The sequence below is a fragment of the Methylobacter marinus A45 genome, assembly GCF_000383855.1.
GTDB lineage: Bacteria > Pseudomonadota > Gammaproteobacteria > Methylococcales > Methylomonadaceae > Methylobacter > Methylobacter marinus.
In genome coordinates, this window is the sequence record NZ_KB912877.1 from 4,356,943 (window position 1) to 4,374,493 (window position 17,551).

Annotated in this window: 16 protein-coding genes; all 16 read left to right on the plus strand. The window is 58.0% G+C overall.

Features of this window, described 5'->3' with window-relative positions:
- Nucleotide 1 precedes the first annotated feature (1 nt).
- The 16 genes from nuoE (at nucleotide 2) to METMA_RS25235 (ending at nucleotide 17,277) form a co-directional block, all read left to right on the plus strand.
- Nucleotides 2-478, plus strand: a complete 477-nt coding sequence (gene nuoE / locus METMA_RS0120425; RefSeq protein ID WP_020160974.1) for an NADH-quinone oxidoreductase subunit NuoE — start codon at nucleotides 2-4, stop codon at nucleotides 476-478.
- Between the two features lie 4 nt (nucleotides 479-482).
- The gene (nuoF, locus tag METMA_RS0120430) at nucleotides 483-1,757 is read left to right on the plus strand and encodes an NADH-quinone oxidoreductase subunit NuoF (protein WP_020160975.1); all 1,275 of its coding nucleotides are present in this window, start codon (nucleotides 483-485) and stop codon (nucleotides 1,755-1,757) included.
- Nucleotides 1,757-4,426 (plus strand): NADH-quinone oxidoreductase subunit NuoG, encoded by a 2,670-nt coding sequence (gene nuoG, locus METMA_RS0120435; protein WP_020160976.1) that lies wholly within the window; start codon nucleotides 1,757-1,759, stop codon nucleotides 4,424-4,426. Before nuoF ends, nuoG begins: the two co-directional genes overlap by 1 nt.
- Entirely contained in the window at nucleotides 4,423-5,376 is a 954-nt protein-coding gene (gene nuoH, locus METMA_RS0120440) for an NADH-quinone oxidoreductase subunit NuoH (protein ID WP_020160977.1), read from the plus strand. Before nuoG ends, nuoH begins: the two co-directional genes overlap by 4 nt.
- A gap of 9 nt (nucleotides 5,377-5,385) precedes the next feature.
- Nucleotides 5,386-5,901 carry an NADH-quinone oxidoreductase subunit NuoI gene (gene nuoI, locus METMA_RS0120445; protein ID WP_020160978.1) on the plus strand — a complete coding sequence of 172 codons (516 nt, stop codon included), beginning with the start codon at nucleotides 5,386-5,388 and terminating at the stop codon, nucleotides 5,899-5,901.
- An 11-nt stretch (nucleotides 5,902-5,912) separates the two neighbouring features.
- Nucleotides 5,913-6,422 carry an NADH-quinone oxidoreductase subunit J gene (gene nuoJ, locus METMA_RS0120450; protein ID WP_020160979.1) on the plus strand — a complete coding sequence of 170 codons (510 nt, stop codon included), beginning with the start codon at nucleotides 5,913-5,915 and terminating at the stop codon, nucleotides 6,420-6,422.
- Nucleotides 6,419-6,727: an NADH-quinone oxidoreductase subunit NuoK gene (gene nuoK, locus METMA_RS0120455; protein ID WP_020160980.1), complete on the plus strand. Its 309-nt coding sequence runs from the start codon at nucleotides 6,419-6,421 to the stop codon at nucleotides 6,725-6,727. Before nuoJ ends, nuoK begins: the two co-directional genes overlap by 4 nt.
- A 195-nt stretch (nucleotides 6,728-6,922) precedes the next feature.
- On the plus strand, nucleotides 6,923-8,749 hold the full coding sequence (gene nuoL, locus METMA_RS0120460) for an NADH-quinone oxidoreductase subunit L (RefSeq protein ID WP_020160981.1): 1,827 nt from the start codon (nucleotides 6,923-6,925) through the stop codon (nucleotides 8,747-8,749).
- On the plus strand, nucleotides 8,746-10,230 hold the full coding sequence (locus METMA_RS0120465; protein ID WP_020160982.1) for a complex I subunit 4 family protein: 1,485 nt from the start codon (nucleotides 8,746-8,748) through the stop codon (nucleotides 10,228-10,230). The genes nuoL and METMA_RS0120465 overlap by 4 nt, the downstream gene beginning before the upstream one ends.
- On the plus strand, nucleotides 10,220-11,659 hold the full coding sequence (locus tag METMA_RS0120470; protein ID WP_020160983.1) for an NADH-quinone oxidoreductase subunit N: 1,440 nt from the start codon (nucleotides 10,220-10,222) through the stop codon (nucleotides 11,657-11,659). Before METMA_RS0120465 ends, METMA_RS0120470 begins: the two co-directional genes overlap by 11 nt.
- 68 nt (nucleotides 11,660-11,727) lie before the next feature.
- Nucleotides 11,728-13,125 carry a glucoamylase family protein gene (locus METMA_RS0120475; RefSeq protein WP_232216399.1) on the plus strand — a complete coding sequence of 466 codons (1,398 nt, stop codon included), beginning with the start codon at nucleotides 11,728-11,730 and terminating at the stop codon, nucleotides 13,123-13,125.
- A 51-nt stretch (nucleotides 13,126-13,176) separates the two neighbouring features.
- Nucleotides 13,177-14,577, plus strand: a complete 1,401-nt coding sequence (gene zwf, locus METMA_RS0120480; protein WP_020160985.1) for a glucose-6-phosphate dehydrogenase — start codon at nucleotides 13,177-13,179, stop codon at nucleotides 14,575-14,577.
- 30 nt (nucleotides 14,578-14,607) lie between these two features.
- Nucleotides 14,608-14,844, plus strand: coding sequence for a hypothetical protein (locus tag METMA_RS27605; RefSeq protein WP_020160986.1), 237 nt, complete (start codon nucleotides 14,608-14,610; stop codon nucleotides 14,842-14,844).
- A 403-nt stretch (nucleotides 14,845-15,247) separates the two neighbouring features.
- The gene (locus METMA_RS25225) at nucleotides 15,248-15,607 is read left to right on the plus strand and encodes a DUF1269 domain-containing protein (protein WP_020160987.1); all 360 of its coding nucleotides are present in this window, start codon (nucleotides 15,248-15,250) and stop codon (nucleotides 15,605-15,607) included.
- 124 nt (nucleotides 15,608-15,731) lie between these two features.
- On the plus strand, nucleotides 15,732-16,379 hold the full coding sequence (locus METMA_RS25230; RefSeq protein ID WP_020160988.1) for an HAD family hydrolase: 648 nt from the start codon (nucleotides 15,732-15,734) through the stop codon (nucleotides 16,377-16,379).
- Nucleotides 16,366-17,277 carry an acetate/propionate family kinase gene (locus METMA_RS25235; RefSeq protein WP_020160989.1) on the plus strand — a complete coding sequence of 304 codons (912 nt, stop codon included), beginning with the start codon at nucleotides 16,366-16,368 and terminating at the stop codon, nucleotides 17,275-17,277. The genes METMA_RS25230 and METMA_RS25235 overlap by 14 nt, the downstream gene beginning before the upstream one ends.
- The last annotated feature ends 274 nt before the right edge of the window (nucleotides 17,278-17,551 follow it).

A 17,551-nucleotide genomic window follows, 5' to 3' on the forward strand; every position in this document is an offset into this window, starting at 1 on the left:
CATGACCGGGAAACCTGCCGTGCTGACTTCCGTTGAAATAGAGGAGATAACCGCCGAAATGTCGCATTATGCGGACAAGGCGGCCGTTTCCATCGAGGCGCTGAAAATCGTGCAGAAATACCGGCGCTGGGTTTCCGACGAATGCCTGGTCGCCGTGGCGGAGTTGCTGGGTATATCGCCGGCGCAACTGGAAGGCGTGGCGACTTTCTATAACCTGATCTACCGCCAGCCCGTGGGCAGGTCTGTCATTCATTACTGCAACAGCGTCAGCTGCTGGATGTTGGGCGCCGAACAGGTCCGGGAACGCCTGTGCCGGCATTTGAACGTCGAACCGGGCGAGATGTCAGCGGACGGCGAATACACGGTATTGCCGATTGTCTGCCTAGGTGCCTGCGACCATGCGCCGGTCGTGCTGGTGGGCGGTCAACTGCGGCTCGATGTCACGGACGATACCGTTGACGAGATGCTGGGCAGGTGACGTCATGGACAAAATGGACAAGCCGCTGACCCAGAACATTGAACCTGATCGCCTCTTTGCGACGCTGGCCGACTACGAGCGCACCGGCGGTTATCAGGGCTTGCGCAAGGCCGTCAAGGAGCTGCAGCCGAAAGAGGTGCAGCAGTGGGTCAAGGATGCGGAGCTTCGGGGGCGCGGGGGTTCGGGATTTCCGGCCGGGCTCAAGTGGAGCCTGGTGCCCATGGACGATGCGCGCCAGGTCCGCTATCTGATCGCCAACGGCGACGAGATGGAGCCGGGCACATTCAAGGACCGCTTTCTGCTGGAGAAAGACCCGCATCAGTTGATAGAGGGCATGATCATTGCGGCCTACGCCATCCAGGCCCGGACCGCTTATATTTTCCTGCGCGCCGAATACCATCTGGCCGCGCGGCGTCTTGAACAGGCGCTGCAGGAAGCCCGCGCCAAAGACTATCTGGGCGAGCGCATACTGAATTCGGATTTCAGCCTGGACATCCATCTGCATACCAGCGCCGGGCGTTATATCTGCGGCGAGGAAACGGCGCTGATCAATGCCCTGGAGGGCAAGCGGGCCCATCCTCGCACCAAGCCGCCGTTCGCCGTGGTCAGCGGGCTGTGGGGCAGGCCCACCGTGGTTAATAACATCGAAACCCTGTGCAACGTGCCGCACATTATCCGTTACGGGGTCGAATGGTATAAGGGGCTGGGACGCGGGGCCGATCACGGCACGAAACTGTTCGGGGCCAGCGGCCGGGTCAAGCGCCCCGGTCTCTGGGAACTGCCCATGGGAACGCCCATCAGGGAGATCTTCGAAGAACAGGCGGGCGGCATGCAGGCCGGTTTTTCGTTGCGCGGTTTGCTGCCGGGCGGCGCATCGACCGAGTTTCTGCTGCCCGAGCAACTGGACGTGCCCATGGATTACGAAGCGGTTGCCAAGGCGGGCAGCCGCATGGGAACCGGCGGCCTGATCATTCTCGATGACAAGACCTGTCCCGTGAAAATGGTACTGAATCTGGAGCTGTTTTTCGCGCAGGAATCCTGCGGCTGGTGCACGCCCTGCCGGGACGGGCTGCCGTGGGCGGCCGCCTTGCTGCAGGACATCGTCGAAGGGCGCGGCCGCCTGGAAGATCTCGAGACCCTTTCAGGGCTTACGCGCATGATGGGGCTCGGCCATACGTTCTGCGCATTGGCGCTGGGCGCCATGGAGCCGCTGCAAAGCGCGCTGAAATTTTTCCGCGCGGATTTTGAACGCTACATTACCGGCGCAGGGGAAGGCTGATGGCTACTATTGAAATCGACGGCGTGCAATATCAGGTCGAGGCCGGCGAAAGCCTGTTGCCGGTCTGTCTCGCCCTGGGTTTTGACCTGACGTACTTTTGCTGGCATCCGGCCCTGGGCTCGGTAGGCGCGTGCCGGCAGTGCGCGGTTATCCATTATCACGACCCGGAAGACCAAAAGGGACGCCTGGTCATGGCCTGCATGACGCCCGTGGCGGACGGCATGCGCCTTTCCATTGAGGCCGAGCAGGCAAGGGAATTCCGCCGCGACAACATCGAACTGCTCATGATCAATCATCCGCACGATTGCCCGGTCTGCGAGGAAGGCGGAGAATGTCACCTGCAAGACATGACGCTGATGTCCGGCCATACAACTCGCCGTTATCGCGGCAGGAAGCGCACGCATAAAAACCAGTATCTGGGGCCGTTCATCAATCATGAGATGAACCGCTGCATCGCCTGTTACCGCTGCGTGCGCTTTTACGGCGATTATGCCGGCGGCAAGGATTTGCAGGTATTCGGCATGCACAACAACGTCTATTTCGGCCGCTTCGAGGATGGAGTGCTGGAAAACGAATTCAGCGGCAATCTGGTCGAAGTCTGCCCGACCGGCGTCTTTACCGACCGGACTTTCAGCGCCCACTATGCGCGCAAATGGGATCTGCAAACCGCACCTTCGGTATGCGCGCACTGCGGCCTGGGCTGCAATACGGCGCCCGGCGAGCGCTACGGCGAGCTCAGGCGGGTCATCAACCGCTATAACGGCGAGGTCAACGGCTATTTTCTCTGCGACCGGGGGCGCTTCGGGTACGGTTTCGTCAATAGCCCCGACCGCATCTTAAAACCGCGTATGCATGATCGAATGGATATCACGCCCGAGGCGGCGCAGCAACAGTTGTGCGATTGGCTGGCCGATAGGGCGATCGGCATCGGCTCGCCCCGCGCCTCGCTGGAGGCCAATTTTGCTTTGCGCAGCCGAGTCGGCGAGGAAAATTTCTTTCTCGGCCTGGGCGACAACGAACAGTCGCTGCTGGAAGCCATTGTCGAAATTTTGCGCCATGGCGGCATCCGCTCCCCGTCGTTGCGGGAGGTCGAGCAGGCCGACGCCGTACTGATTCTGGGCGAGGATGTGACCCACAGCGCGCCCAGGCTGGCGCTGTCGTTGCGCCAGTCCGTGCGCAATGCCGCCTTCGAGCGGGCCCGCAGCCTTAATATAGCGCCCTGGCTGGACAAGCCCGTCAGGGAGCAGCAGATAGACCACCGTAGCCCATTGTTTATCGCCAGTGTTTGCGCAACGCGGCTCGACGACGCTGCCGCGGATACTTATCGGGGCAGCCCGGAAGACATTGCCCGACTGGGTTTTGCCATCGCGCACGATCTTGACCCTGGCGCCCCTGAACCTGCGGGCTTGAATGATGACGCGCGTGCGCTGGCTGTCGCTATCGCCGATTGCCTGAGACAGGCGAGGCGTCCGCTGGTGGTGGCCGGGACCGCCAGCGCCAGCCACGCCGTCATCGAAGCCGCATACAATGTCGCCAAAGCGCTGCCTGCAAAAGACAGACAATTGACTTTCACGGTGCCTGAATGCAACAGCCTGGGACTTGCCATGATGGGCGGAAGGCGCCTGCGGCAGGCTTTCGAGGCGGTCCGTGATGCCGGCCGCGTGATTATCCTTGAGAACGATCTTTACCGGCGCGCGCCGGCCTGGGAAGTCGATGCGTTTTTGCAGGCGGCCGGGCGAGTGGCGGTCATCGATTGCCTGAGCAGCAAGACGGCCGAAAAAGCCGCGCTGCTGTTGCCGGCCGCGACGTTCGCCGAAACAGACGGCACGCTGGTCAATAACGAGGGCAGGGCGCAACGTTATTTTCAGGTTTATCCGGCGCCGGAGCCTGTGCGCGGCAGCTGGCAATGGCTGTCGGCCGGCATGGACAACTTGAGTTTTGATGCGCTGACCGCCGCTTGCGCAGAAGCCTTCCCGGCGCTGACGGCGATCACCCAAGCGGCGCCCGGCGCGGGCTTTACTGTCGACGGCATGAAAATCCCCCGTCAGCCCCGGCGTTACAGCGGCCGCACTGCCATGGAGGCTCATATCAACATTAGCGAGCCCCAGCGACCGGTTGATCCTGAAACACCGTTTACTTTTTCGATGGAAGGCGCGGCAGCTGATGTGCCGGCCGCGCTGGAACCGATTATCTGGGCGCCCGGCTGGAATTCCAACCAGGCGGTCAACAAATTTCAGGACGGGATCGGGGGGCATCTACGGGGCGGCGATTACGGTATCAGATTGATTGAAGCTTCGGGGGCGCTGGATTGGTTCAACGCAATTCCTGATGCCTTTAAGCCGGTAAAAAGCCAATGGCGCATCATCCTGCTGCCGCACATTTTCGGTAGCGAGGAATTGAGCCTGCGTTCGCCGCCGCTGGCCGAGCGCTCGCCGAGTCCCCTGGCCATGCTGAATCCTTCGGATGCCTCGGCGCTGGCCGTACAGGCGGGCGATAGCGTCGAAATCAGCTGTTTTTCCGGCGGGCCGATCGTGGTGTTGCCCGTAAGCATCGAGCCTAGCCTGCCGGCCGGCTTGCTGGGCATAACGGCCGGCAGGCAGGAAACCCAGCGGTTCCGGCAATCGGAGCCGGCGACATTGAAAAAAGCGCTCGGGGAGGTGCCGTCATGAATACGGGGCTGGGCGGTGCTATGGACATTATCGGCATCCTGCTGTCGGTGATTTTCGTGTCGGCGATGCTGATCTGGGTGGAGCGCCGGCTGTTGGCCGTCTGGCAGGATAGGCTCGGGCCCAACCGGGTCGGTCCCTTGGGCCTGTTTCAGGTCGCGGCGGACATGATCAAGATGTTTTTCAAGGAGGACTGGATTCCGCCTTTTGCCGACAAACCGGTGTTCGTGCTGGCGCCCACGATCGTGTTCATTACCATGCTGACCGGCTTCGCCGTGATTCCGTTTGCGCCGGGCGTCGGCATCATCGATTTCAATTTCGGGCTGCTCTATTTCCTGGCGCTGACGTCCTTGTCCGTCTATAGCGTCGTGCTGGCGGGCTATGCCTCCAACAACAAATATTCGATGCTGGGCAGTCTGCGCGCCGCGGCCCAGACCGTCAGCTACGAGGTGTTTATGGGCATTTCCATCATGGGCGTGGTCATGCTGTCCGGCACGTTCAACCTGCGCGAGATCGTCGAGGCCCAGCGCGACGGCTGGTTCATCCTGCCCCAGTTTGCGGGCTTTATCGTGTTTCTGGTGGCGGCCGTGGCCGAAAGCCGCCGGGCGCCGTTCGACCTGCCCGAAGCCGAGCAGGAGCTGATAGCAGGCTTCCATATCGAGTACTCGGGCATGAAATTCGGCATGTTTTTCGTCGGCGAGTATCTCGGCATTACTCTCAGTTCCGCCATGATCGTGACCTTGTTTTTCGGCGGCTGGCTGGGGCCCTGGCTGCCGCCGCTGGTCTGGTTCTGCCTGAAAACCGCGGCCTTCATCCTGTTCTTTATTCTGCTGCGCGGGTCACTGCCGCGGCCGCGCTATGACCAGCTCATGACCTTCGGCTGGAAAGCCATGCTGCCGGTGGCGTTGTTGAACCTGCTCGCTACCGGCGCCGTAGCGCTTTCCAGCGCATGAGGAGAGACCATGCTGAGTCAATTACGCACCTTGTGGGAAGTCTTCAAGCATATCTTCACGAAGCCCGACACGATCGAATATCCCGAGCAGAAGCGGGCGCTGTCTCCGCGCTACCGGGGGCGCATCGTGCTGACGCGCGACCCGGACGGCGAGGAACGCTGCGTGGCTTGCAATCTGTGCGCCGTCGCCTGCCCCGTCGATTGCATCGCGCTGCAGAAAGCCGAGGACGAGAACGGGCGCTGGTACCCGGCCTTTTTCCGCATTAATTTTTCCCGCTGCATTATGTGCGGCTTCTGCGAGGAAGCCTGCCCGACCTACGCGATCCAGCTGACGCCGGATTTCGAGATGTGCGAATACGACCGCCAGAACATGGTCTATGAAAAGCAGCATCTTTTGATCGACGGCACGGGCAAGTACCACGATTACAATTTTTACCGCGTGGCCGGCATGGCGGTCGGCGGCAAGGACAAGGGCGAGGCCGAAAACGAGGCGCCGCCCGTCGATGTTAAAACGCTGTTGCCATAAGGAGCGCATGTATGGAATTGGTCCTGTTTTCTATCTCATCGGCCGTCGCCGTGTTCGCGACGGTCATGATGATCACGCGCGTGAATGCCGTGCATGGACTGCTTTACCTGATCCTGTCGTTGCTGGCCGTGGGTGTCCTGTTTTTCCTGCTGGGCGCGCATTTTGCCGCTGTGTTGGAAGTGATTATCTACGCCGGCGCCATCATGGTCATGTTCGTTTTCGTGATCATGATGCTCAATCAGGGCGAGAAAACCACGGATCAGGAGCGCGCTTGGCTGACGCCGGGCATCTGGATAGGGCCTTCGGTGTTGGCGTTGATTCTGTTCGCGGAAGTCCTGGTAGTGATTGCCGGCGGCGGCAGCGCCGAAACCGGGCAACTGGTGGATTCCAAGCAAGTCGGGATCGCCTTGTACGGCCCTTATCTGTTAGCTGTGGAGCTGGCTTCGATGCTGTTGCTGGCGGGGCTGGTCGGCGCGTATCACCTCGGCAAGCCCATGATGGCTAAAAGGAGGGAGGCATGAACGGGATACCGATGGCGTACGGCTTGCTGTTGTCGGCCGTGCTGTTTGCGCTGGGGCTCGTCGGCGTGCTGGTGCGGCGCAATCTGATTTTCATGCTGATGTCGTTGGAAATCATGTTCAACGCGGCGGGCCTGGCTTTTGTCGTGGCCGGGTCGCGCTGGGGACAGGCGGATGGGCAGATTATGTTTCTGCTGATCCTGACGCTGGCCGCGGCGGAAGTCGGCGTCGGCCTGGGGCTGGTCATGCAGGTTTTTCATCGTTTCCATACGCTGGATGCGGATGCGGTGGATCAGATGAAAGGGTAGGGTATTGCATGCCTTTTTCAAAATTTGCCGGTTCATTCGAGTTTTGAAAAGGTACGCGGTGCGTACCCTACAGCATGTGTAGGCTGGGTTGGAGCTTTAGCGGAAACCGGCATGGGCGGCCCCGAAATGCTGGGTTTATCAACCTAGCCTACCGCTGATTAAATTAGGCGAACTTTCTGCATATAAGGAGGGCAGGTGATTGAATGGCTTTGGCTGGCGCCGCTGTTTCCGTTGCTCGGTTTTTTAATCCTGATACTGGCCGGCGATAAATTGTCCGGACCGGCAGTGGCTTGGGTCGGGGTCGGATCTGTCGGGCTGTCGGCTATTTTAGCTGCGCTGGTCGGCACCGCGTTTCTGTCAGGCGATCAGGTACCTTACCGGCTGGTGCTGGGTTCATGGATGGTTGTCGGCGATCTGTCGCTGCCGTTCGGGTTTTATCTGGACGCCTTGTCGGTCACGATGCTGTTTGTCGTGACCGGCGTCGGTTTTCTGATCCACGTTTATTCGGCTGACTTCATGGCGGACGATGCCGGCTACGCGCGTTTTTTCGCCTACATGAATCTGTTTGTCAGCGCCATGCTGGTGCTGGTGCTGGCGGATAACTTGGCGATGCTGTATCTGGGCTGGGAAGGGGTCGGGCTTGGTAGTTATCTGTTGATCGGCTTCTGGTATGAGGACCCGAACAACGGCTATGCGGCGCGCAAGGTCTTTGTGATGACGCGGGTCGGCGACACGTCATTGGCGCTGGGCTTATTTTTGCTGTTTACGCAGTTGCACACGCTTGATATTCAGGCCGTCTTACGGGCCTCAAGCCAATGGCAAGCCGGAACTTGGCTGCCGGTTGCGGCCTCTGCGTTGCTGCTGGGCGGCGCGGTCGGCAAGTCCGCGCAGTTGCCGCTGCAAACCTGGTTGCCGGATGCCATGGCCGGCCCTACGCCGGTCAGCGCCTTGATCCATGCCGCGACCATGGTGACGGCTGGCGTCTACCTGATTGCCAGAACCCATACTCTGTTTACGCTGGCGCCTGCCGTGCAGTTTGCTGTCGCGCTGGTCGGAACGGTGACCTTATTAATAGCCGGCTGTTCGGCGCTGGTTCAGACCGATATCAAGCGTATTCTGGCTTATTCGACGATCAGCCAGATCGGCTACATGTTTCTGGCCCTGGGCGTCGGCGCCTGGTCGGCGGCTATTTTCCATCTGTTGACGCACGCCTTTTTCAAGGCCTTGCTGTTCCTTGCCGCCGGGGCGGTCATTTTCTGTTTTCACCACGAGCACGACATTTTCAGGATGGGCGGCTTGCGTAAGGCCATGCCGGTCGCATTCTGGAGTTTTGTGATCGGCAGCGCCGCGCTGGCCGCGTTGCCGCTTACGTCCGGCTATTACAGCAAGCACGACATTCTGCTGGCGACTTTCGATGCCTCGCCCGGTTTGTGGGCGGCCGGTTGCCTGGGTGCGCTGATCACGGGCATTTACAGTTTCCGCTTGGTATTTGTGGTGTTTTTCGGTCCCGAACGCCCTGGCGTCGAGCGGGCCATCGGCTGGCGCATGGGGTTGCCGCTGCTGGTGTTGTGCGGGCTGGCGCTGTTGGGCGGCCTGCTGCGGATACCGCTGGATTCGGTGTTTCCTGTGGCCGTTGAGGCGCATCGCGGTTTCGATGCCGTGAGCGGTATAACGCTGGCGGCGCCCGTGGCCGGTCTGGCGATCGCGGCATTGTTTTATTTGACCGGTACGTTTTCAGTACGGCGGCTGGTTTCTTCGGGATGGGGTAGGGGTATACAAAACTACTGGTTTAGCGGCTGGGGGTTGGATAGTCTTTATAACGCATTACTAATACGACCATTCAAGGCCATTGCCGGATTCAACAAAGATGATGTGGTGGATGCGGGATATACCGCCATAGCAAAGCTCAGCTTGGGCCTTCATTATCTGACCAGTGCATCGCAGACCGGGCGGCTGCGCGGGTATGCGGCAGCCATGGGTTTTGGCGCCGTGCTGATCATTGCCGTAGGATTGCTGTCATGATGCTGCTGGCGCTGGTTGCGGTTTTGTTTTTGGGCGGATTGGCGGCTTTGATTTCCGAGCGCTGGAGCCCTGCCACTCCGCGCTGGATTGCTTTGGCGGCGCTGGCACTTGAGTTTGTGCTGGTGCTGTTACAGTATTTGCTGACCACCGATCAATCATCGGCCTGGATAGCCGATCTGAAGCGGCCATGGATTGCGCGTTTTGGTATCGGTTTTCATCTGGCCATGGACGGGCTCAGCTTGGCGTTGGTCATGCTGACTGTTGTGCTCGGTTTCATGGCGGTCAGCTGTTCCTGGACCGAGATCAAACAGCGGCCGGGTTTCTTTTACTTCAATCTGCTGATGTGCCTGGCTGGGACTGTAGGCGTTTTTCTGGCGCTGGATCTGTTCCTGTTTTTTTTCAGTTGGGAAGTCATGATTATCCCGATGTATTTTTTGATCAGCATCTGGGGCCACGAAGACCGCACCGCAGCGGCTATCAAGTTTGTCATTTTCACGCAGGTGAGCGGTCTGCTGATGCTGCTGGCTATCGTCATGCTGGCGCTGATCTATCACGGCGACACCGGTGTTTACAGTTTCGACTATTTTGATCTGCTGGGTACACGTCTCGATGCGGACACAGCATTCTGGCTGATGCTGGGCTTTTTTGTCGCGTTTACGGTCAAGTTGCCGTCGGTGCCGTTTCATACCTGGCTGCCGGATGCGCATACGCAGGCGCCGACCGGCGGCAGCGTTATTCTGGCCGGCGTCATGCTGAAAACCGGCGCTTACGGCCTGCTGCGCTTTGTCATCCCGCTGTTTCCCGAGGCGGCGCATCAGTTTGCGCCGGTCGCCATGGCGCTAGGCGCCGTGAGCGTGCTTTACGCGGCCATGATGGCTTTCGCCCAGTCCGACCTGAAACGGCTGATCGCCTATACCAGTGTCAGCCACATGGGCTTTGTGCTCTTGGGTGTGTTTGCCTGGAATCTGCTGGCGTTACAGGGTGCGGTCATGACCATGCTGGCGCACGGCATCAGTGCCGCAGCCTTGTTCATGATCGCCGGCGCTTTGCAGGAGCGTCTGCATACACGCGAGATGGGCAACATGGGCGGGTTTTGGACTGCGATGCCGCGTCTGTCGGCCGTGGCGCTGTTCTTCGCTATTGCCTCATTAGGCTTGCCGGGATTGGGCAATTTCTTAGGTGAATTTCTGGTGTTGCTGGGCGCTTTCAAAGTCAGCATGGCGCTGACGGCTTTAGCCGCACTGGTCATGATCCTGTCTCCGATTTATGCCCTGTTCATCATACAGAAAGCCTTTCATGGCCCTTTGCGGCAACCGTATCCTATAGCGGATTTCGGCTACCGGGATATGGCCGCCATGGGACTGCTGGTGATTGCCAGCGTCTGGCTGGGACTGCATCCTCATTTGGTGCTTAGTGAGACGGAGCCATCATTACAGACCCTGCAAAGTTCTGCCGCAATGGAATCGACCGATGAACAGTAGCCAATTGATCGCTTTTTTGCCTGTCATCTGCATCGCCGCGGCGGCGGTAGTTGTGATGCTGACTATTGCCGTCAGGCGCCATTTCACGCTGACCTGCCTCATGGCCGGCCTGGGCCTTCTGGTTTCCCTGCTGGCGCTGGCGATGGCAGGGCGCCAAGGTCCCGTTCAGGTGACGCCTCTTATCCGGGTGGACGCCTACGGACGCTTCGTTATGGCGCTGTTGCTGGCAGCGGGTCTTGCCGTCATCGCTTTTTGCTATGATTATTTCAAGAATCGTGAAGGCGAAAACGAGGAGCTGCTGTTTTTGATACTCGCCGCGCTCTTGGGAGCTTCCGTGCTGGTCACCAGTTGCCATTTCGCGACTTTTTTCATTGGTCTGGAAACGCTCAGCGTTTCTCTGTTCGTGCTGGTCGGTTATGTTCTCGGTCAATCCGGATCGCTGGAAGCGGCGGTCAAATACCTGGTCCTGTCGGGGGTGTCGTCCGCCTTCCTGCTGATGGGCATGGCGCTGATCTACGCGCAATGCGGGCAGCTCAACTTCAGCGGCATAGAGCAGTATCTGGCCAGCCAGGAGCTATTTAACGGTATGGTGCTAACCGGTATTGTTTTCATCGTCGCCGGTGTCGGTTTCAAGCTGTCTCTGGTGCCGTTTCATCTATGGACGCCCGATGTCTATGAAGGCGCCCCGGCGCCGGTGACGGCATTTATTGCCACGGTCTCGAAAGGTGCCGTTTTCATTCTGTTGCTGCGCTTTTTTCTCAGCAGCGGCGGCTATTTCTATGGGCCGGCGCTGACGGTTTTCAGCGTCATGGCGGTGGCCTCTATTCTGGTCGGCAATGTGCTGGCGTTGCTGCAAAATAACGTCAAACGCATGCTGGCCTACTCATCCATCGCGCACATGGGCTATCTGCTGATCGCCTTCATTGCCGGCGGCCGCATCGCGCCGAACCTCGTCGTTGAGTCCGTCACTTTTTATCTGGTCGCTTACTTCATGACCACGCTGGGCGCTTTCGGCGTCGTCTCAATTTTATCTACGCCACAGGCAGAAGCGGTGGCGTTGTCGTTTTATCACGGGCTTTTCTGGCGCCGGCCGGGGCTGGCGGCGATTTTTACTTTCATGTTACTGTCGCTGGCCGGCATTCCGCTGACGGCCGGCTTCATCGGCAAATTCTATATTTTCGCGGCCGGCGCCGACGGGCGATTGTGGGGACTGCTGTTGATGCTGATTATCGGCAGCGGCCTGGGGCTTTATTACTACTTGAGGCTCATCGTGGTCATGTCGATGAGTCAGGAAACTGGCATTGATGCGGGTCATGAGGCGGCTTTTGGCCGGGTTTCCTCGGTGATCCTGGCCGTGCTGACCGTACTGCTGGTCTGGTTCGGGATTTATCCCGGCTATCTGATGAGCTTAATTCAGGGCTTGTACTGATTTCTTATGTTTGATAACGAACGGAAATGATCAATCCGTAAGCGCATTTTATGGAAAGTTAATTTAAGGTGGGCATTTATGACAAAGTTGAATACGACAACCGGCAACCGCTCCCACCAGTATCGAATGCCGATGTAACGGCATGGCCGAGAAAACAGGGCATGCCCATGCGTAGCAAGCAACTGACCATTGATGCTGAACTGGATAGGCTACAGTGTGCGACATTCTGCTATTTTCTGCACGAGACCAATCCCGCCAACGGGCTCGTGATCGACAAAACCGAGGCGAATTGGCCGGCCAGTATCGCCGCCATCGGTCTCGCGCTGGCCTCTTATCCCGTAGGCGTTGAGCGAGGGTTTATAGCGCGTTCCCTGGCGGTGGAACGCGTGCTGACGACGCTGCGTTTTTTCTGGAACAGCCCGCAAGGCCCCGAGCCTGACGCGACCGGCTACCGAGGCTTTTATTACCATTTTCTTGATATGCAGACTGGCCGGCGCGTCTGGCAATGCGAGTTGTCGACTATAGACACCGCCTTTCTGCTGGCGGGCGCGTTGACGGCGGGCATCTATTTTGATGCGAATACGGCCGACGAACAGGAAATCCGCACGCTTGCCGACGCACTCTATCAGCGCGCGGACTGGCAATGGGCGCAAAACCAGGGCGCAACGGTTACGCACGGCTGGAAGCCGGAGACGGGCTTTCTGACGTATCGCTGGGAAGGCTATGATGAAGCGCTGATTCTGTATATTCTCGGCCTGGGATCGCCCACGCACCCACTGCCCGAAAGCAGTTACGAAGCCTGGGCTTCCACTTATCAATGGGACAGCTATGGTGACTATGAGTATCTTTACGCCGGGTCTTTGTTCACGCACCAGCTCTCGCATATCTGGATTGATTTCCGCGATATCCGGGACGCGTTTATGCGCGATAAAGGCATCGATTATTTTGAGAACAGCCGCCGTGCAACTTATATACAACGACAATACGCGATAAACAATCCATTCAAATTCAAGGGCTATGATCAGTGTTGCTGGGGCATTACCGCGAGCGACGGCCCTGGACCTAGCACCGTCAAAGTGAACGGCATACAGCGCCGATTCTTCGATTACTTGGCGCGCGGCGTTCCCTATGGGCCCGACGATGGCACTATTGCACCGTGGGCAGTGGTCGCGTCTTTGCCATTTGCGCCCGAGATCGTGCTGCCGGCAATCAATTACTGTATTCACCAGGTTAAATTGACAGCGCTCAATCCCTACGGCTTCAAGGCGACTTTTAATCCAACCTTTCCGGAAAAACGCGGCCATCCTTACGGCTGGGTGTCGCCCTGGCATTACGGACTTAATCAGGGACCTATTGTGTTGATGATCGAAAATTACCGTAGCGGTCTGGTGTGGCAATTGATGAGGAGCTGTCCATACGTTGCGGACGGCCTGCGGCGAGCCGGTTTTACCGGAGGTTGGCTGTGAGAAACCGCCAGCAAACAACAGTGGGGCGAAACAGGAAAGGAGGGTATTGATATGGGCAATACCGGTGACCGTGAAATATCCGATGCACTGGTGCTCTTTGGCGTGACGGGGGATCTGGCCCATAAAAAGATCTTTCCGGCGCTTTACGCGATGGCGAAGCGGGGCCTTCTCGATGTGCCGGTGATCGGCGTTGCGTCAACGCAATGGACCCTGGAGCAACTGCGCCAGCGGGCGACGGACGGCATACAGGCGACCGGCACGATAGATGACCGGAACGCCTTGGATCATCTGCTTTCTCTACTTCAGTATGTGAAAGGCGACTACAACGATGCCGGCACGTTCGGCGCGCTCAAACAGGTCATCGGCGAGGCCAGGCGCCCCACGCACTATCTGGCCATTACGCCTTCGCTGTTTGCAACCGTCATCAAGGGACTCGCCGCTGCAGGACTGGCCGATCATGCGCGCATCATCATTGAGAAGCCGTTCGGGCGCGATCTGGCTTCGGCGCAGGAGCTGAACCGTATTGCGCAGTCGGTATTCCCCCAGGATTCGATCTTCCGCATCGATCACTTCCTAGGCAAGGAAGCGATCATGAATATCCTGTATTTCCGCTTCGCCAACTCGTTCCTGGAGCCGATCTGGAACCGCAATTGCGTGGCCAGCGTTCAGATCACCCTGGCTGAGCAGTTCGGCGTGGAGGGACGCGGCGCCTTCTACGAATCCGCGGGTTGTCTGCGTGACGTGATCCAGAACCACCTGTTCCAGATTGTCGCGCTGCTCGCCATGGAGCCGCCGGCCTATCAAGGCTTCGGCGCCGTGCACAGCGAGAAAGCCAAAGTCTTTCAGGCCATGCGTCCGCTACAGGCCGACGATCTGGTGCGCGGCCAGTACACCGGCTACCGCAATGAACCGAATGTGGCCAAGGACTCCGACGTGGAAACTTTCTGCGCCGTGCGGCTTTTTATCGACTCCTGGCGCTGGGAAGGCGTGCCGTGGTATCTGCGTTCCGGCAAATGCCTGGCCGAGACGGCCGCCGAGGTGCTGGTCCAGCTTAAGCCGCCGCCGCAGCGGCTATTCGCCGACTCACGACCTGCGGACGGACGGACTAATTATGTACGTTTCAGGCTTTCCCCCAACAGCGCCATCGCCATGGCTGCGCGAGTCAAGCGGGCAGGGAAAGAATTTGTCGGCGATCAGCGGGAACTTTACTTGCTCGACGAGCAGCCGGGTGAGGATGCGCCCTATGAGCGGCTTTTGGCTGACGCCATGGCCGGCGATGGCGCGCTTTTTACCAGAGAGGAGGCGATAGAGGCCGCCTGGGCTGCGGTCGACCCCGTTCTTGAGGCGCATCACCGGGCTTGCCTTTATGCGCCCGGCAGTTGGGGGCCGAAAGAGGCCGATGCACTCATTGCAGCCGATGGCGGCTGGTTCAACCCAGCGCGGCAGGAGTAAGGTCATGACAGCGCCTGGCGAGATTGTTTTTTGCTGGACGTGGACAATACGCTGCTCGACAACGATCGCGTGATTATCGACCTCAGGCGGTATCTGGAGCATTCGTTTGGTTTTGAGAACAGTGAGCGGTACTGGGCGATATTCGAGCAACGGCGCGCCCATCGGCGGATTGAAAGTGGTGGCAGAGAACGGATGGTTCGCAGCGCGCCCGCCTGGGACGGAAGAGAAGACATCTATGTGTACGCTGGAGAACAGACTATCTTATGAGGAATGGAAATAATAGCTTTGCGGATAAAATCGCCTGAAGATTGGTTAAGGCGTCGGGTATTGACACCCCACGGAGACGAATCCGAAATCGACAAAAAGTTCTTCGAGTTAGGTTTGATGACAGTCCGATGGATCCCTAAGATCCGCCTGTAAACCCGCGACAGCGAACAGTTAAGCAGTTAAGTAGTTAATGCTGCACTTTGTTATCCCCAAACCTATGGAGAAGCGACATGCCTGAAAAAAAACAGCTCAGCCGTTGGAGTCTTTAGCAACCACCAAGATGCCGAAAGTGCTGTCAAGGAACTGCAAAAGTCCGGCTACGATATGAAAAAAACTATCCATCGTTGGGAAAGATTATCACTCCGAAGAAAATGCTATCGGTTACTACAATACCGGCGATCGCATGGCGACATGGGGGAAGTTTGGTCTGTTTTGGGGTTCGATTTGGGGACTCCTTTTCGGCTCCACATTCTTATTCATCCCGGGGATAGGTCCGGTCATGGTCGGTGGCCCGTTGGTAAGCTGGATAATCGGCGCACTTGAAACTGCGGTCGTCACCGGTGGCCTCACCGCCCTCGGCGGTGCACTTGCGAGCATTGGGATTCCTAAGGACAGTGTCATTCGATACGAAACCGCGCTGAAGGCCAACAAGTTTATTCTCATTGTCCACGGAATCGTGCAGGAAATTGAAAAGGTAAGGAACATCCTGATGCAAAACAAAGCCGAAGAGGCAAACGTGCACGAAGTAACGATCGGCCAATAATCCGTGCCTGCCAAACAGTGGCCCGACCACCAGCAGACTATATGACGCGCGTAATGCCGCACTGCGACGGCGTCGAGATGTCGCACGAATCCTGTGACAAAGCCGATCGACTGAGGAAAACACGATGAAGAAAGAGGCTGCAATCACCTGCGTATTTGTGGATATCGGTGGTGTCCTGCTCACCAACGGCTGGGATCATCATGCCCGCAAACGGGCGGCGGAGAACTTCAAACTGGAGTGGGCCGAGATGGAGGATCGGCATCGTCTTAACTTCGCTACCTACGAGGAGGGTAAACTTACGCTGGAGGAATATCTGAGTCGAACGGTTTTCTACGAGGAGCGGCCATTCACACGGGATCAGTTCCGGGGATTCATGTTCGCGCAGTCGCGAGCTTTTCCCGAAATGATCGAGTTGATCCGAAAACTCAAGGCAAAGTACGGATTAAAGATCGCCGTGGTCAGCAACGAAGGCCGCGAACTGAATATCTATCGGATTCGAAAGTTCAAGCTGAACGCGTTTGTGGATTGTTTTATTTCTTCCTGTTTCGTCCATCTCCGCAAGCCGGACGCGGACATCTTTAAGCTTGCGATGGACATCGCCCAGGCGCCAGCCGAGCATATAATCTATATCGAAAACACCCCGATGTTTGCCCAGATCGCGGAAGATTTGGGGATTCGCAGCATTCTTCACACGGATTACCCGTCGACGTGCGCACAATTGGCCTCGTTCGGATTGCAGTATGACGAAGGCATCAGTCATGAAATCCGCTAAGCCGCGCATTCTGACCATCAATGGCGGCTCGTCCAGCATCAAGTTTGCACTGTTCGAAGCCGGTGACTCGCTCCGACGGATTCTGGAGGGCGGAATTGAGCGGATTGGACTGCCGGAGGCCACCTTGCGGGTAAAAGGCGTGAACCAGAAGGACAACTTTTCGCGGCCTGTGACGGCACCGGATCACGCGGTGGCGGTGAGCGCTCTGATGGATTGGATCGAGGAACGACTCGGGGGTGGCGCATTGACCGCAGTAGGGCATCGCGTGGTGCATGGCGGGCCCAAGTATAGCAAACCGCAGCGAATCACTGCGGAAATGATTGCAGATCTGCACAAGATCAGTCCCTTCGATCCCGAGCATATGCCGGAAGAAATCCTGTTGATCGAGGCGTTTCAGCGCCGATTTCCTGAGTTGCCTCAAGTCGCATGCTTTGACACAGCTTTTCACCATGACCTGCCGCGTGTGGCGCAACTATTACCGATCCCGCGCCGTTATGAAGCACAGGGAGTGCGACGATACGGGTTTCACGGGTTGTCGTATGAATTTCTCATGGGTGAACTGGCCCGCCAAGCTGGAACGGATGCGGCACAAGGTCGGGTTATCCTCGCGCACCTCGGCAATGGCGCAAGCCTGGCGGCGGTGCGTGACGGCAAACCCGTGGATACCAGCATGGGTTTCACCCCAACAGCCGGAGTGCCGATGAGCACCCGCTCAGGCGATCTCGATCCCGGACTGTTTTGGTATCTGGCGTGCACTGAAAACATGAGCGCGAAGCAATTCAAAGTAATGGTCAATTCCCAGTCCGGGCTGCTCGGCGTGTCGGAGACCAGTTCTGACATGCGCGACTTGCCTGCCTCCGCTCACGATCTGGATTGCCCAGTGGTGGGTAGGGCGTAGCAGCGCAACGAAAGGGGCTTTAAAATGAACAACATGATGAATTATACAGACGGATGGATGGGTGGAGGGATGTGGCTTTGGTCGGTGATCGGCGTGTTGCTGATAGTCCTGCTGGTCGTCGTTATCCTCAAGCAGTTCAAAAAATAATTCAACGCTCGGCACTGCTACGAAGTGAACTGTTAACCATGAAAGGAGACCCCCAACAAAACGGTGAGTGAGACTGCAACTGCCTTGCAGACCGCCGTCCAGTTCCATAATGAGAATTGCTGATATG

Excerpts from the sequence above, each read along its gene's own strand:
- METMA_RS25225 (WP_020160987.1), top strand. The coding sequence starts at position 15,248 with ATGGCGACATGGGGGAAGTTTGGTCTGTTTTGGGGTTCGATTTGGGGA.
- METMA_RS25230 (WP_020160988.1), top strand. The coding sequence starts at position 15,732 with ATGAAGAAAGAGGCTGCAATCACCTGCGTATTTGTGGATATCGGTGGT.
- nuoE (WP_020160974.1), top strand. The coding sequence starts at position 2 with ATGACCGGGAAACCTGCCGTGCTGACTTCCGTTGAAATAGAGGAGATA.
- nuoG (WP_020160976.1), top strand. The coding sequence starts at position 1,757 with ATGGCTACTATTGAAATCGACGGCGTGCAATATCAGGTCGAGGCCGGC.
- nuoK (WP_020160980.1), top strand. The coding sequence starts at position 6,419 with ATGAACGGGATACCGATGGCGTACGGCTTGCTGTTGTCGGCCGTGCTG.
- nuoJ (WP_020160979.1), top strand. The coding sequence starts at position 5,913 with ATGGAATTGGTCCTGTTTTCTATCTCATCGGCCGTCGCCGTGTTCGCG.
- zwf (WP_020160985.1), top strand. The coding sequence starts at position 13,177 with ATGGGCAATACCGGTGACCGTGAAATATCCGATGCACTGGTGCTCTTT.
- METMA_RS25235 (WP_020160989.1), top strand. The coding sequence starts at position 16,366 with ATGAAATCCGCTAAGCCGCGCATTCTGACCATCAATGGCGGCTCGTCC.
- nuoH (WP_020160977.1), top strand. The coding sequence starts at position 4,423 with ATGAATACGGGGCTGGGCGGTGCTATGGACATTATCGGCATCCTGCTG.
- nuoF (WP_020160975.1), top strand. The coding sequence starts at position 483 with ATGGACAAAATGGACAAGCCGCTGACCCAGAACATTGAACCTGATCGC.
- nuoI (WP_020160978.1), top strand. The coding sequence starts at position 5,386 with ATGCTGAGTCAATTACGCACCTTGTGGGAAGTCTTCAAGCATATCTTC.
- METMA_RS0120465 (WP_020160982.1), top strand. The coding sequence starts at position 8,746 with ATGATGCTGCTGGCGCTGGTTGCGGTTTTGTTTTTGGGCGGATTGGCG.
- METMA_RS0120470 (WP_020160983.1), top strand. The coding sequence starts at position 10,220 with ATGAACAGTAGCCAATTGATCGCTTTTTTGCCTGTCATCTGCATCGCC.